9 protein-coding genes and 1 pseudogene are annotated in these 12,866 nt (G+C 71.9%); 7 read left to right on the top strand and 3 right to left on the bottom strand.

The window, feature by feature from the left end:
• Positions 1 to 114: 114 nt before the first annotated feature.
• A complete protein-coding gene (locus tag HET64_RS28465) occupies positions 115 to 1,254 on the bottom strand; it encodes an ADP-ribosylglycohydrolase family protein (protein WP_215110023.1) in 1,140 nt (379 codons plus the stop codon).
• Between the two features lie 311 nt (positions 1,255 to 1,565).
• Here HET64_RS28465 and HET64_RS28460 point away from each other — a divergent pair, with 311 nt between their 5' ends.
• The 3 genes from HET64_RS28460 (at position 1,566) to HET64_RS28450 (ending at position 8,765) form a co-directional block, all read left to right on the top strand.
• Positions 1,566 to 2,297 (top strand): VIT1/CCC1 transporter family protein, encoded by a 732-nt coding sequence (locus HET64_RS28460; protein ID WP_215110022.1) that lies wholly within the window; start codon positions 1,566 to 1,568, stop codon positions 2,295 to 2,297.
• 455 nt (positions 2,298 to 2,752) lie between these two features.
• The gene (gene gltB / locus HET64_RS28455) at positions 2,753 to 7,312 is read left to right on the top strand and encodes a glutamate synthase large subunit (protein ID WP_215110021.1); all 4,560 of its coding nucleotides are present in this window, start codon (positions 2,753 to 2,755) and stop codon (positions 7,310 to 7,312) included.
• The gene (locus tag HET64_RS28450) at positions 7,305 to 8,765 is read left to right on the top strand and encodes a glutamate synthase subunit beta (protein ID WP_215110020.1); all 1,461 of its coding nucleotides are present in this window, start codon (positions 7,305 to 7,307) and stop codon (positions 8,763 to 8,765) included. The genes gltB and HET64_RS28450 overlap by 8 nt, the downstream gene beginning before the upstream one ends.
• Positions 8,766 to 9,023: 258 nt before the next feature.
• Here the strand turns inward: HET64_RS28450 and HET64_RS28445 are convergent, their stop codons facing one another.
• Positions 9,024 to 9,935, bottom strand: coding sequence for a rhomboid family intramembrane serine protease (locus HET64_RS28445; protein WP_215110019.1), 912 nt, complete (start codon positions 9,933 to 9,935; stop codon positions 9,024 to 9,026).
• A gap of 144 nt (positions 9,936 to 10,079) precedes the next feature.
• Here HET64_RS28445 and HET64_RS28440 point away from each other — a divergent pair, with 144 nt between their 5' ends.
• The 4 genes from HET64_RS28440 (at position 10,080) to HET64_RS28425 (ending at position 12,666) form a co-directional block, all read left to right on the top strand.
• Positions 10,080 to 10,829: a VWA domain-containing protein gene (locus tag HET64_RS28440; RefSeq protein ID WP_215110018.1), complete on the top strand. Its 750-nt coding sequence runs from the start codon at positions 10,080 to 10,082 to the stop codon at positions 10,827 to 10,829.
• Entirely contained in the window at positions 10,826 to 11,389 is a 564-nt protein-coding gene (locus tag HET64_RS28435; protein ID WP_215110017.1) for a HutD family protein, read from the top strand. Before HET64_RS28440 ends, HET64_RS28435 begins: the two co-directional genes overlap by 4 nt.
• A gap of 106 nt (positions 11,390 to 11,495) precedes the next feature.
• Entirely contained in the window at positions 11,496 to 11,963 is a 468-nt protein-coding gene (locus HET64_RS28430; RefSeq protein WP_215110016.1) for a GNAT family N-acetyltransferase, read from the top strand.
• A 169-nt stretch (positions 11,964 to 12,132) separates the two neighbouring features.
• Complete coding sequence (locus HET64_RS28425) at positions 12,133 to 12,666, top strand: pyridoxamine 5'-phosphate oxidase family protein (protein WP_215110015.1); 534 nt, start codon at positions 12,133 to 12,135, stop codon at positions 12,664 to 12,666.
• Between the two features lie 43 nt (positions 12,667 to 12,709).
• Here the strand turns inward: HET64_RS28425 and HET64_RS39320 are convergent.
• A pseudogene (locus tag HET64_RS39320) lies at positions 12,710 to 12,844 on the bottom strand (acyl-CoA dehydrogenase); the annotation flags it as partial.
• Positions 12,845 to 12,866 lie beyond the last annotated feature (22 nt).

Below are 12,866 nucleotides of genomic sequence, written 5' to 3'. Positions count from 1 at the left end.
GAGATGTGTATAAGAGCCAGGCCGCGTCGCGTGCCGTCTCCGCCGTGGCTCCCGCGGACCCTTCGCGTGGTGTGGTCACGGCCGGTCCGCCGCCGGTCGCCTCGCCCGACGCCGTCATCGCCGGTCCTCCCGTACGGGTGCGGAGGAGGCCGCCGCGGACGCCAGGTCCCGTACGGGCTCGAAGGGAGACGCCGCCGACGCCGGGTCCCCTGCGGCCGACGGCCCGCGACCGCCGCCCCGCTCCTGCGGGGACCCCGCCGGCCCGGTTCCGTCCGGGTCCTCCGGGGTCAGCAGTTCCGCGATGTCCAGCACGTGGTAGCCGCGCATCGAGGGCAGACAGCTGCCCCGGACCGGGCCGATCGCGCCCGCCCAGTCCGGCGGGATGGCGCTCTCCCCGTTCAGCGCCCCGGCCAGGGAGCCCGCCACCGCCGCCGTCGTGTCGGCGTCGCGGCCCATGTTGACGGCTGTGAGCACCGCCGTCCGGAAGTCCCCGCGCGCCGCGGTGAACGCCCCGAACGCCAGGCCCACCGCCTCCGGCGCGAGGTCCGTCCACGGGTAGCCGGCGATCACCACCGCCGAGCGCACGGCCCGCTCCATCGTGAGCCGGTCGGGGTAGGGCCGCTGGGCCGCCGCCACCGCCCGGCGCAGCGACCGGGCCGTCCAGGAGTCCATCGGGACCACCGAGAGCGCGGCCGCGATCACCGAGGCGAGGCCCGAGCCGACCATGGCCGCCGCGACCCCGGCCGCGACCGCCTGGCCCCCGTAGATCCCCTCGCCCTCGTGGCTGACCCGGCCGTCCACCGCGACCAGCCGGGCCGCCTCGGTGGGGCGGCCCGCCGCGAAGACCCCGAAGGGGGCCGCCCGCATCGCGAGCCCGTCGCTCCAGGCGTGCCGGTGCTGGGCCGAGATCGGCGCGGCCAGACCCCGGCGCAGGTTCTCCAGCGTGCCGCGCTCGCTGAACCCGGCCCCCCGGAACGGGCCCTCGTCCAGATCGGCGATCCAGTGGTGCCAGGCCCGCTCCACATGGGAGACGTCGAGCGCCGAGCCGTGCCGGGCCAGCAGCAGCCCGGAGAAGATCGCGTACTCCGTGTCGTCGGTGCCCGCCGGGTCATCACTCACGAAGCCCTCGATCCGACCCCAGCGGCGGCGGATCTCGGAGGGCCGCAGGTTCTCCGCCGGGGCGCCGAGCGCGTCCCCGACCGCCAGTCCCAGCAGCGCACCCCTGGCCCGGTCATTGCCGACGGCCGTTCTCATCGCGTCGCCCTTCGCTCGTCCGGCGGTGTGCATCCGCATCCGGGTCCGGATCCGATTCCGTTTCCGGGCCCTGTCCGCATCTGTGCCACGCGGAGGGCGAAGGGAGGCGGGAAACGCGGGGAATGGGGCCGGTCGGATGAGCGCCCGGATAGCTGAGGCTGTCCTTCCTTCGCAGGTCAGAGGGGTGGTAAGCCAGGCCTGGCTTGCTGGCGGGGGTCACCCGGACGGCGTAGTTTGGACTTTGTCGAAAGTTGTATTCAGCGGGGAACGGCGGGGTGACAGCCCGCCGGAGCAAAGGGGAGAAGCACGCCGTGGCCATCATCGAGACCGAAGCCGTCCTGCACGAGGCGCACCGGGACAACCACACCCACCGGGATGTGAACGGCGGCTGGCTGCGCCCCGCCGTCTTCGGCGCGATGGACGGTCTGGTCTCCAACCTCGCCCTGATGACCGGGGTCGCGGGCGGCGCGGTCTCCCAGCAGACCATCGTGATCACCGGCCTGGCGGGGCTCGCCGCCGGGGCCTTCTCCATGGCCGCGGGCGAGTACACCTCCGTCGCCTCGCAGCGTGAGCTGGTCGAGGCCGAGCTGGACGTCGAGCGCCGTGAGCTCCGCAAGCACCCGAAGGACGAGATGGCCGAACTGGCCGCCCTCTACGAGTCCCGCGGCGTGGAGGCCCCGCTGGCCCGCGAGGTCGCCCGGCAGCTGTCGCGCGACCCGGAGCAGGCGCTGGAGATCCACGCCCGCGAGGAGCTCGGCATCGACCCCGGCGACCTGCCCTCGCCGCTCGTGGCCGCCGTCTCGTCGTTCGGCGCGTTCGCGCTCGGCGCCCTGCTGCCCGTCCTGCCCTACCTCCTCGGCGCGAGCGCCCTGTGGCCCGCCGTGCTCCTCGCGCTGACCGGCCTGTTCGCCTGCGGTGCGGTGGTGGCCCGGGTGACCGCCCGCAGCTGGTGGTTCAGCGGGCTGCGCCAGCTCGCCCTGGGTGGTGCGGCGGCGGCGATGACGTACGGACTCGGCACCCTGTTCGGCGTCGCCGCCGGATGACGCGGGTGATGCGGGGCTGTGGGCGGGCGGCGTAACCGGGCCGCCCGAACGGCGCAACGGCGCGGCAACCCGTGTGACGTACGTCTTGGCGCCGCCCACTGGGCGGGACGGGCTCCGCGGCCGTAAAATGAGACTCTATGCAGGGCTACACATAAGTAGCCGTTACTCGGTGGTTTCGTTCTCTTCGCCACCGGGCATGAGCCGTAGGCACCGCAGGCAACGACGCCTGCTCTCTGCGGGTCCCCGGGCGCCGATCGTTCCGACCGCGACCCACCCCCTGGTCAACCCGGTCACCTCTGGTCACCCAGTCACTTCCGGTCACCACGGTGTCCGCATGTTGGAACACGCCTTCCGCTTCTTGAGAAGCGCCCCATCATGTAACCTGCACGAAATTTCGCAGAGGGCCAACGTCGTCCCTCGGCACCGCAAATGCCACGACGACGACGGGAGAGCCGATGCGTATCGACGCCTGGTCGCCCATGGACGGTCGCCCCGCCCAGCAGGGGATGTACGACCCCCGTAACGAACACGACGCCTGTGGTGTCGGGTTCGTGGCCACTCTGACCGGTGTGGCCAGCCATGAGCTGGTCGAGCAGGCGCTGACCGTACTGCGCAACCTCGAACACCGCGGCGCCACCGGCTCCGAGCCCGACTCCGGCGACGGCGCCGGCATCCTCTGCCAGGTCCCGGACGCCTTCCTCCGCGCCGAGACCTCCTTCGAGCTTCCCGAGGCCGGCTCGTACGCCGTGGGCATCGCCTTCCTGCCCGCGGACGACTCCACCGAGGCCGTCCGGACGATCGAGCACATCGCCGAGCAGGAGGGCCTGACGGTCCTCGGCTGGCGCGACGTCCCGGTCACCCCCGCGCTTCTCGGCAACGGCGCCCGCGCCACCATGCCCACCTTCCGCCAGGTCTTCGTCGCCGACGGCGAGTCCACCGGCATCGTCCTGGACCGCAAGGCCTTCGTCCTGCGCAAGCGTGCCGAGCGTGAGGCCGGGGTGTACTTCCCCTCGCTCTCCGCCCGCACCGTCGTCTACAAGGGCATGCTCACCACCGGGCAGCTGGAGCCGTTCTTCCCGGACCTCTCCGACCGCCGCTTCGCCTCCACGGTCGCGCTGGTCCACTCCCGCTTCTCCACCAACACCTTCCCCAGCTGGCCGCTGGCCCACCCGTACCGCTTCGTCGCGCACAACGGCGAGATCAACACGGTCAAGGGCAACCGCAACTGGATGAAGGCCCGTGAGTCCCAGCTCGCCTCCGAACTCTTCGGCCAGGCGCAGCTGAGCCGGATCTTCCCCGTCTGCACCCCGGACGCCTCCGACTCGGCCTCCTTCGACGAGGTCCTGGAGCTGCTCCACCTCGGGGGGCGCTCGCTGCCGCACTCGGTGCTGATGATGGTCCCCGAGGCGTGGGAGAACCACGACTCCATGGACCCGGCCCGGCGCGCGTTCTACCAGTACCACGCCACGATGATGGAGCCCTGGGACGGCCCGGCCTGCGTGACCTTCACCGACGGCGTCCAGGTCGGCGCGGTCCTCGACCGCAACGGTCTGCGCCCCGGCCGCTACTGGGTCACCGACGACGGCCTCGTCGTGCTCTCCTCCGAGGTCGGCGTCCTGGACATCGACCCCGCGAAGGTCGTCCGCAAGGGCCGCCTCCAGCCCGGCAAGATGTTCCTCGTCGACACCGCCGAGCACCGCATCATCGAGGACGACGAGATCAAGGCGTCCCTCGCCGCCGAGCAGCCCTACCAGGAGTGGCTGGAGACCGGCGAGATCGAGCTGAGCGACCTGCCCGAGCGTGAGCACATCGTGCACACCCACGCCTCGGTCACCCGCCGCCAGCAGACCTTCGGCTACACCGAGGAAGAGCTCCGCGTCATCCTCGCGCCGATGGCCCGCACCGCCGGCGAGCCGCTCGGCTCCATGGGCACCGACTCGCCGATCGCCGCGCTCTCCGAGCGCCCCCGGCTGCTCTTCGACTACTTCACCCAGCTGTTCGCCCAGGTCACCAACCCGCCGCTGGACGCCATCCGCGAGGAGCTCGTCACCTCGCTGCGCTCCTCGCTGGGCCCCCAGGGCAACATCCTGGAGCCGACCGCCGCCGCATGCCGCAGCGTCACGCTGCCCTTCCCGGTGATCGACAACGACGAGCTCGCCAAGCTGATACACATCAACGCCGACGGCGACATGCCGGGCATGACGGCCGCCACCCTCTCCGGTCTCTACCGGGTCGGCGGCGGAGGCGACGCGCTGGCCGCGCGGATCGAGCAGATCTGCACCGAGGTCGACGCCGCCATAGAGGACGGCGCCCGCCTGATCGTCCTCTCCGACCGGCACTCCGACGCCGAGCACGCGCCGATCCCCTCGCTGCTGCTCACCTCCGCCGTCCACCACCACCTCATCCGCACCAAGCAGCGCACCCAGGTGGGCCTGCTGGTCGAGGCCGGGGACGTCCGCGAGGTCCACCACGTCGCGCTGCTCATCGGCTACGGCGCCGCCGCGGTCAACCCGTACCTCGCCATGGAGTCCGTCGAGGACCTGGTCCGCGCCGGCACGTTCATCGAGAACATCGAGGCCGAGCAGGCGATCCGGAACCTGATCTACGCGCTCGGCAAGGGCGTCCTGAAGGTCATGTCCAAGATGGGCATCTCCACCGTCGCCTCCTACCGCGGCGCCCAGGTCTTCGAGGCCGTCGGCCTCGACGAGGCCTTCGTCGCGACGTACTTCAACGGCACCGCCACCAAGATCGGCGGCGCCGGCCTGGACGTCGTCGCCAAGGAGGTCGCCGCCCGGCACACCAAGGCGTACCCCGCCTCCGGCATCGCGGCCTCGCACCGCGCGCTGGAGATCGGCGGCGAGTACCAGTGGCGGCGCGAGGGCGAACCCCACCTGTTCGACCCGGAGACGGTCTTCCGCCTCCAGCACGCCACCCGCAACCGGCGCTACGACATCTTCAAGCAGTACACGGAGCGGGTGAACGAGCAGTCCGAGCGCCTCATGACGCTCCGCGGCCTCTTCGGCTTCGACTCCGGCCGCGAGCCGATCTCCCTCGACGAGGTCGAGCCCGCCTCCGAGATCGTCAAGCGCTTCTCCACCGGCGCCATGTCGTACGGCTCCATCTCCCGCGAGGCGCACGAGACGCTCGCCATCGCGATGAACCAGCTCGGCGGCAAGTCCAACACCGGTGAGGGCGGTGAGGACCCGGACCGCCTGTACGACCCGGCGCGCCGCTCCTCCATCAAGCAGGTCGCCTCCGGCCGCTTCGGTGTGACCAGTGAATACCTGGTCAACGCGGACGACATCCAGATCAAGATGGCGCAGGGCGCCAAGCCCGGCGAGGGCGGCCAGCTGCCCGGCCACAAGGTCTACCCGTGGGTCGCCAAGACGCGGCACTCGACGCCCGGCGTCGGCCTCATCTCGCCGCCGCCGCACCACGACATCTACTCCATCGAAGACCTCGCCCAGCTGATCCACGACCTGAAGAACGCGAACCCGCAGGCGCGGATCCACGTGAAGCTGGTCTCCGAGGTCGGCGTCGGCACGGTCGCCGCCGGTGTCTCCAAGGCCCACGCGGACGTCGTCCTCATCTCCGGCCACGACGGCGGAACGGGCGCCTCCCCGCTCACCTCGCTCAAGCACGCGGGCGGCCCCTGGGAGCTCGGCCTCGCCGAGACCCAGCAGACCCTGCTGCTCAACGGCCTGCGCGACCGCATCGTCGTGCAGACCGACGGCCAGCTCAAGACCGGCCGCGACGTCGTCATCGCCGCGCTGCTGGGCGCCGAGGAGTTCGGTTTCGCGACCGCGCCGCTGGTCGTCTCCGGCTGCGTCATGATGCGCGTCTGCCACCTGGACACCTGCCCCGTCGGCATCGCCACCCAGAACCCGGTGCTCCGCGACCGGTTCTCCGGCAAGGCCGAGTACATCGTCAACTTCTTCGAGTTCATCGCCGAAGAGGTCCGCGAGATCCTCGCCGAGCTGGGCTTCCGCACCATCGAGGAGGCCGTCGGCCACGCCGAGCTCCTCGACACCGACCGGGCCGTCACCCACTGGAAGGCGCAGGGTCTGGACCTGGCTCCGCTCTTCTTCGTTCCCGAGCTGCCCGAGGGCGCGGTCCGCCACCGCGTCGTCGAACAGGACCACGGTCTGACGAAGGCGCTCGACAACCAGCTGATCAAGCTGGCCGCCGACGCGCTCGGAGCGGAAAGCCCCGAGGCCGCCCAGCCGGTCCGCGCCCAGGTCGCGATCCGCAACATCAACCGGACCGTCGGCACCATGCTCGGCCACGAGGTGACCAAGAAGTTCGGTGGTCCGGGCCTGCCCGAGAACACCATCGACATCACCTTCACCGGCTCGGCCGGCCAGTCCTTCGGCGCGTTCGTGCCGCGCGGTGTGACCCTGCGCCTGGAGGGCGACGCCAACGACTACGTCGGCAAGGGCCTCTCCGGCGGCCGGGTGATCGTCCGCCCCGACCGGGGCGCCGACCACCTCGCCGAGTACTCCACCATCGCCGGCAACACCATCGGCTACGGCGCGACCGGCGGCGAGGTCTTCCTGCGCGGCCGCACCGGCGAACGCTTCTGCGTCCGCAACTCCGGTGCGCTCGTCGTCTCCGAGGGCGTCGGCGACCACGGCTGCGAGTACATGACCGGCGGCCAGGCCGTCGTCCTCGGCGAGACCGGCCGCAACTTCGCGGCCGGCATGTCGGGCGGCGTCGCGTACGTCATCGACCTGAACCGCGACAACGTCAACGTCGGCAACCTCGGCGCGGTCGAGGAGCTGGACGACACCGACCGGCAGTGGCTGCACGACGTCGTGCGCCGCCACCACGAGGAGACCGGCTCCACCGTCGCCGAGAAGCTCCTCACCGAGTGGGACACCGCCGTGACCCGCTTCAGCAAGATCATCCCGTCCACGTACAAGGCAGTGCTCGCCGCCAAGGACGCCGCTGAGCTCGCCGGTCTCTCCGAGCAGGAGACCACCGAGAAGATGATGGAGGCGGCGACCCATGGCTGACCCCAAGGGCTTCCTGACCACCGGACGCGAGGTCGCCCAGACCCGCCCCGTGGCCGAGCGCGTCAAGGACTGGAACGAGGTCTACGTTCCGGGCTCGCTGCTCCCGATCATCAGCAAGCAGGCCGGCCGCTGCATGGACTGCGGCATCCCGTTCTGCCACAACGGCTGCCCGCTCGGAAACCTCATCCCCGAGTGGAACGACTACGCCTACCGCGAGGACTGGACCGCGGCCTCCGAGCGGCTGCACGCCACGAACAACTTCCCGGAGTTCACCGGGCGGCTGTGCCCGGCCCCCTGCGAGTCGGCGTGCGTGCTCGGCATCAACCAGCCCGCCGTCACCATCAAGAACGTCGAAGTCTCCATCATCGACAAGGCGTGGGAGAGCGGCGACGTCACCCCGCAGCCGCCGGAGCGGCTCTCCGGCAAGACCGTCGCGGTCATCGGCTCGGGCCCGGCGGGACTCGCCGCCGCCCAGCAGCTGACCCGGGCCGGCCACACCGTCGCCGTCTACGAGCGGGCGGACCGCATCGGGGGCCTCCTGCGCTACGGCATCCCCGAGTTCAAGATGGAGAAGTCGCACATCAACCGCCGCATCGAGCAGATGCGCCTGGAAGGCACCAAGTTCCGTACGGAGGTGGAGATCGGCAAGGACATCGACGCCGCGAAGCTCCGCCGCCGCTACGACGCGGTCGTCATCGCGGCCGGTGCCACCGTCTCCCGCGACCTGCCCGTCCCCGGCCGTGAGCTGGGCGGCATCCACTTCGCGATGGAGTACCTGCCGCTCGCCAACAAGGTGCAGGAGGGCGACCTGACGGTGGCCCCGATCCACGCCGGCGGCAAGCACGTCGTCGTCATCGGCGGCGGCGACACCGGCGCCGACTGCGTGGGCACCGCGCACCGCCAGGGCGCGGCCTCCGTCACCCAGCTGGAGATCATGCCGAAGCCGGGCGAGGACCGGAACGCGGGCCAGCCGTGGCCGACCTTCCCGATGCTCTACAAGGTCACCTCCGCGCACGAGGAGGGCGGCGAGCGGGTCTACTCCGTCTCCACGACCCACTTCGAGGGCGACGAGGACGGAAACGTCGCGGCCCTCCACCTGGTGGAGGTCGAGTTCAAGGACGGTAAGCTGGAGCAGAAGCCCGGCACGGAGCGGCGTATCCCCGCGCAGCTCGTCACCCTCGCCATGGGCTTCACCGGAACCGACCAGTCCAACGGTCTGGTCCAGCAGTTCGGCCTGGAGCTCGACCAGCGCGGCAACGTCGCCCGCGACGAGCACTACGCGACCAACGTCGACGGCGTCTATGTCGCCGGTGACGCGGGACGCGGCCAGTCGCTGATCGTCTGGGCGATCGCCGAGGGCCGCTCCGCCGCCCGCGGAGTGGACCGCTTCCTGACCGGGACCAGCGCGTTGCACGCGCCGATCCGCCCGACGGACCGCTCCCTGCTGGTCTGAGCACCACCCGGGTTCCCCCTGGGCCACGCGGCCCGGGGGAGCCCCCACAAGACGTCCCGTACAACGGCGTACGGAACTGAACGCGGCGCCTGCCTGTCCCCGACCGGACTCCAGCGGGCGCCGTGGCGCGTCCGGGGCCGGGTGCCTCCACGGCACCCGGCCTCAGCACCGCCCGGTCTCAGCGCCGCCCGGTCTCAGCGCCGCCCGGTCTCAGCGTCGGCCCGCCTCAGCACCGCCCGGTCTCAGCGCCGCCCCGCCTCAGCCGCCCGTCAGAGCCGAGGTCCGCAGGGCCACCGCCACCGCGAACAGGCCCGCCAGCACGAGCCCGCCCGCGAGCTGGACCGGCCACACCCGCAGCTTCGCCGGTGCGAAGGCGAGCCCGTACGTCACCAGCGCCCCGGTCAGCAGCCCGCCCAAGTGCCCCTGCCACGACGTGAACGCGGCCGAGATCAGCATCCAGAGCAGGAATCCGGCCATGAAACGGTTGACGGCCGCCATGTCACGGCCGAGCCGCCGGTGGATGACCCAGTACGCGGCGGCCAGCCCGAAGACCGCGCCGGAGGCGCCGACCGTCGAGGTGTCCGGGGCCAGCAGGTACACCAGGACCGAACCGCCCACCGCCGACAGCAGATACAGCGCCAGATAACGGGCCCGCCCGAGCTGGCCCTCCACCGCCCGGCCGATGTTCCACAGTGCGAACATGTTGAACACCAGGTGCATCACCCCGAACGAGGCGTCCGGCGGAAGGTGCAGGAAGGCCCCGGTCACCAGCCGGTACCACTCCCCGTCCGCGATGCCCGTCAGGTCGTACCCGGGATACGTGTCACCCCGGTAGTAGTACTGCTCGCCGTCCGGCCCCGTGAGCGCCGCCCCGAGCACCGCGAACCGGTCCACGATCTCCGGCCTGACCACCTCGCCGATGTAGACCAGGACGTTGAGCGCCATCAGGACGTACGTCACGATCGGCGCCGTCGCCCGGGACACCGCGCCGCCGAAGACCGTACGGGCCCGGCGCACCGAGCGCTGCCCCTCCTTCACGCACTCCACGCAGTGGTGCCCCACGGCCGCCTCCCGCATGCAGTCCGGGCAGATGTAGCGGTCGCAACGGGTGCAGCGGACATACGTCTCGTGGGACGGATGGCGGTAACACGCGGTGGCGGCGGCCTCCATGGCCGGCTCCTTCACTGGGGATGTGCAACGGGGCCGGTGTGGGCGGCGGCGATCAAGATAGCGAACCGGTGCGGTGGGCCGTGTGCCCGGGGCCCGGCGGTGGCCTACGCTCAAGGTCCGCGGAGCACAGAACGGGGGGCCGTCATGCAGGGTGCGAACACGGCCGTGGGCACCGGCCCGGCCATCAGCCTCACCAAGGTCCGGGAGACCGCTCCGGCCCTGGTCGGCCACTACACGAGCGCCGGGATCTCGCTGGAGAAGCACGGACTGGACGGTCACCGCGCGGCCGTCTACCTCGTCCTCGACCACTCCGGATCGATGAAGCCGTACTACAACGACGGCAGCGTCCAGGCGCTGGCCGACCGGGTACTGGGCCTTTCGGCCAACCTCGACGACGACGGCACGGTGCCGGTCGTCTTCTTCTCCACCGACGTCGACGCGGTCACCGACATCGCCCTCGACAACCACCACGGCCGGATCGACGAGATCTGGGCCGGCCTCGGGCACATGGGGAAGACCAGCTACCACCTGGCGATGGACGCGGTCATCGACCACTACCTCGACAGCGGCTCCACCGAACCCGCCCTGGTCGTCTTCCAGACGGACGGCGGGCCGATCAACAAGCTCGCCGCCGAGCGCTACCTCTGCAAGGCCGCGAAGCTGCCCCTGTTCTGGCAGTTCGTCGGCTTCGGCAACACCCGCAGCAGCCAGTTCGACTTCCTGCGCAAGCTCGACGAGCTGGCCGTCCCCGCCAAGCGGCCGGTCGACAACGCCGGGTACTTCCACGCAGGCGAGGACCCCCGGAAGGTCCCGGACCCCGAGCTCTACGACCGGCTCGTCGCCGAGTTCCCGCTCTGGCTGGCCGCCGCCCGGGAGCGGGGGATCGTCCGATGACGGCACGGATCCTGCGCGCCGCCGACCGCGCGCCCGTCCCGTGGAAGAACGGCGGCGGGACCGTCCGCGAGATCGCCACCGGCCCCGAGGGCGCGGGGACGGACGCCTTCGACTGGCGGGTGAGCCTGGCGGACGTCACCGCCGACGGGCCGTTCTCCGCCTTCCCGGGCGTGGAGCGCGTGCTGACCGTGGTCGAGGGCGCCGGCATGGACCTCGTCGTCGGCGGCGAGCACCACATCGTCGACGAGCCGCTGTGGCCGCACGGCTTCCCCGGCGACCTGCCCACCGAGGGCTTCCTGCTGGGCGGCCCCGTCGTCAATCTCAACGTCATGTACCGCAGGGCCCGTACGCGGGCGGAGACCGCCGTCGTCTGCGGCACGGTCCGCCTGCTGCCGCCGGAGGGCGGCGCGGTGCTGGCCGTCTCCCTGGACGACGGCGCGGAGCTGGAGGGCGGGGGCGTCCGGCTGGACCGCTACGACGCGGTGCTGGCGGCCGGGGCGTCGCCCGGGGTCCTGCGGACGATGGGCCAGGCGGTGCTCATCACGTTCTCGGACGGGTGACCGGCGACCGGCCCGCCCCCCAGGGCCTCCGGCGGGCCCTCCGCGCGCTCTCCGTGAGCGGAAAACCCGGCTGCCGATCGCCCCGCCGCGGGATACGGTCGCGCGCATGCCCGAAAACGCATCCGGAAGCACCGTGATCCGCCGCTACGGAGCCGAGGACGAGAACGCGGCGGTGGACGTCTGGTCCCGTGCCGGCGGTGCCGCCCACCCCTTCATCCCCGGCGAGGGGGAGGGCGAGCGCGCCCGCAAGATGCGCGAGGTCTATCTCGTCCACGCCGAGAACTGGGTCGCCGAGACGGACGGCCGTGTGGTGGCCCTCCTGGGGCTCCTGGACGCCGAGATCGGCGGCCTCTTCGTGGCCCCGGAGGCACAGGGCACCGGGGTGGGCCGGCGCCTGGTCGAACACGCGGCGGCGCTGCACGGGGCGTTGACCCTTGAGGTGTACGAGAAGAACACGGGGGCCCGGGGCTTCTACGCCCGGATGGGCTTCGTCGAGGAGAGCCGCCGCGTCGACGAGGAGTACGACGAGGTCATGCTGAGGCTCACCCGGCCGGCTCCGGAGCACCACGCCTGACGCGGTGAGGCGGCAAGGCGGTGGGCGGTGACGCGGTGCGGCGGTGCGCGGCGACGCGGTGCGGCGGTGGGCGGTGACGCGGTGCGGCGGTGATGGCGTCCGGTTCGCCGGAATGCGTCCGCCTGTCGCGCGTAAATACCGACAGGAGTTGTCGGGTATCCGGTGTTCCATGGCGTCCATGACGTCTTCATCGCCTTCGCACGCGCCGGTCTCCTGGGACGGCTTCGCCACCGCCGAGCCCGAGTTCGCCGACACCGTGGCTGCCCGCTTCCGGCTCTACAAGCACCACGTCCTGGCCACCCTGCGGAAGGACGGCTCGCCCCGGGTCACCGGTCTGGAGGCCGACTTCCGCTTCGGTGAGCTGCTGCTCGGCATGATGCCGAACTCCCGCAAGGCCCTGGACCTGCGGCGCGATCCGCGCTTCGCGCTCCAGGCCAACCCCGGGCCCGACGCCGAGCTGAACGACGGGGACGTCCGCGTCAGCGGCCGGGCCGTGGAGATCACCGACCCGCGGGTGATCGCCCGCTTCATCGAGGAGGCGAGCCCGCCGGAGCCGTTCCACCTCTTCCGGGCGGAGCTGACCGAGGTGGTCCGCATCGGGCTCGACGGCGAGGCACTGGTCATCCGGTCCTGGCGTCCCGGACAGCCGCTGCGCACCGTGCGCCGCACCGGCGACGACACCCCGCCGACCGACGTGTCCTGAACCGGCGCGGCGCCCCGGGCCGGGAGCGGCGCGCGCCCGGGTCTCAGCCCGCCAGCACCCGGGCCCGGCAGGCGGACGGCGTCCCCCAGGCGTCCCGCAGCGGCCGGGCCCGGCGCAGCCACCACGCGAGGTCCAGCTCCTCGGTGTAGCCGACCGCGCCGTGAGACTGGAGCGCGGTCGGCTACACCGAGGAGCTGGAC

The organism is Streptomyces sp. McG3 (genome assembly GCF_018619185.1).
Taxonomy (GTDB): Bacteria; Actinomycetota; Actinomycetes; order Streptomycetales; family Streptomycetaceae; genus Streptomyces.
The sequence above is the reverse complement of the archived record's forward strand: the minus strand, read 5'-3'. Positions and strand labels throughout refer to the sequence as shown.

Excerpts from the sequence above, each read along its gene's own strand:
- gltB (WP_215110021.1), top strand. The coding sequence starts at position 2,753 with ATGCGTATCGACGCCTGGTCGCCCATGGACGGTCGCCCCGCCCAGCAG.
- HET64_RS28430 (WP_215110016.1), top strand. The coding sequence starts at position 11,496 with ATGCCCGAAAACGCATCCGGAAGCACCGTGATCCGCCGCTACGGAGCC.
- HET64_RS28445 (WP_215110019.1), bottom strand. The coding sequence starts at position 9,935 with ATGGAGGCCGCCGCCACCGCGTGTTACCGCCATCCGTCCCACGAGACG.
- HET64_RS28440 (WP_215110018.1), top strand. The coding sequence starts at position 10,080 with ATGCAGGGTGCGAACACGGCCGTGGGCACCGGCCCGGCCATCAGCCTC.
- HET64_RS28425 (WP_215110015.1), top strand. The coding sequence starts at position 12,133 with ATGGCGTCCATGACGTCTTCATCGCCTTCGCACGCGCCGGTCTCCTGG.
- HET64_RS28465 (WP_215110023.1), bottom strand. The coding sequence starts at position 1,254 with ATGAGAACGGCCGTCGGCAATGACCGGGCCAGGGGTGCGCTGCTGGGA.
- HET64_RS28435 (WP_215110017.1), top strand. The coding sequence starts at position 10,826 with ATGACGGCACGGATCCTGCGCGCCGCCGACCGCGCGCCCGTCCCGTGG.
- HET64_RS28450 (WP_215110020.1), top strand. The coding sequence starts at position 7,305 with ATGGCTGACCCCAAGGGCTTCCTGACCACCGGACGCGAGGTCGCCCAG.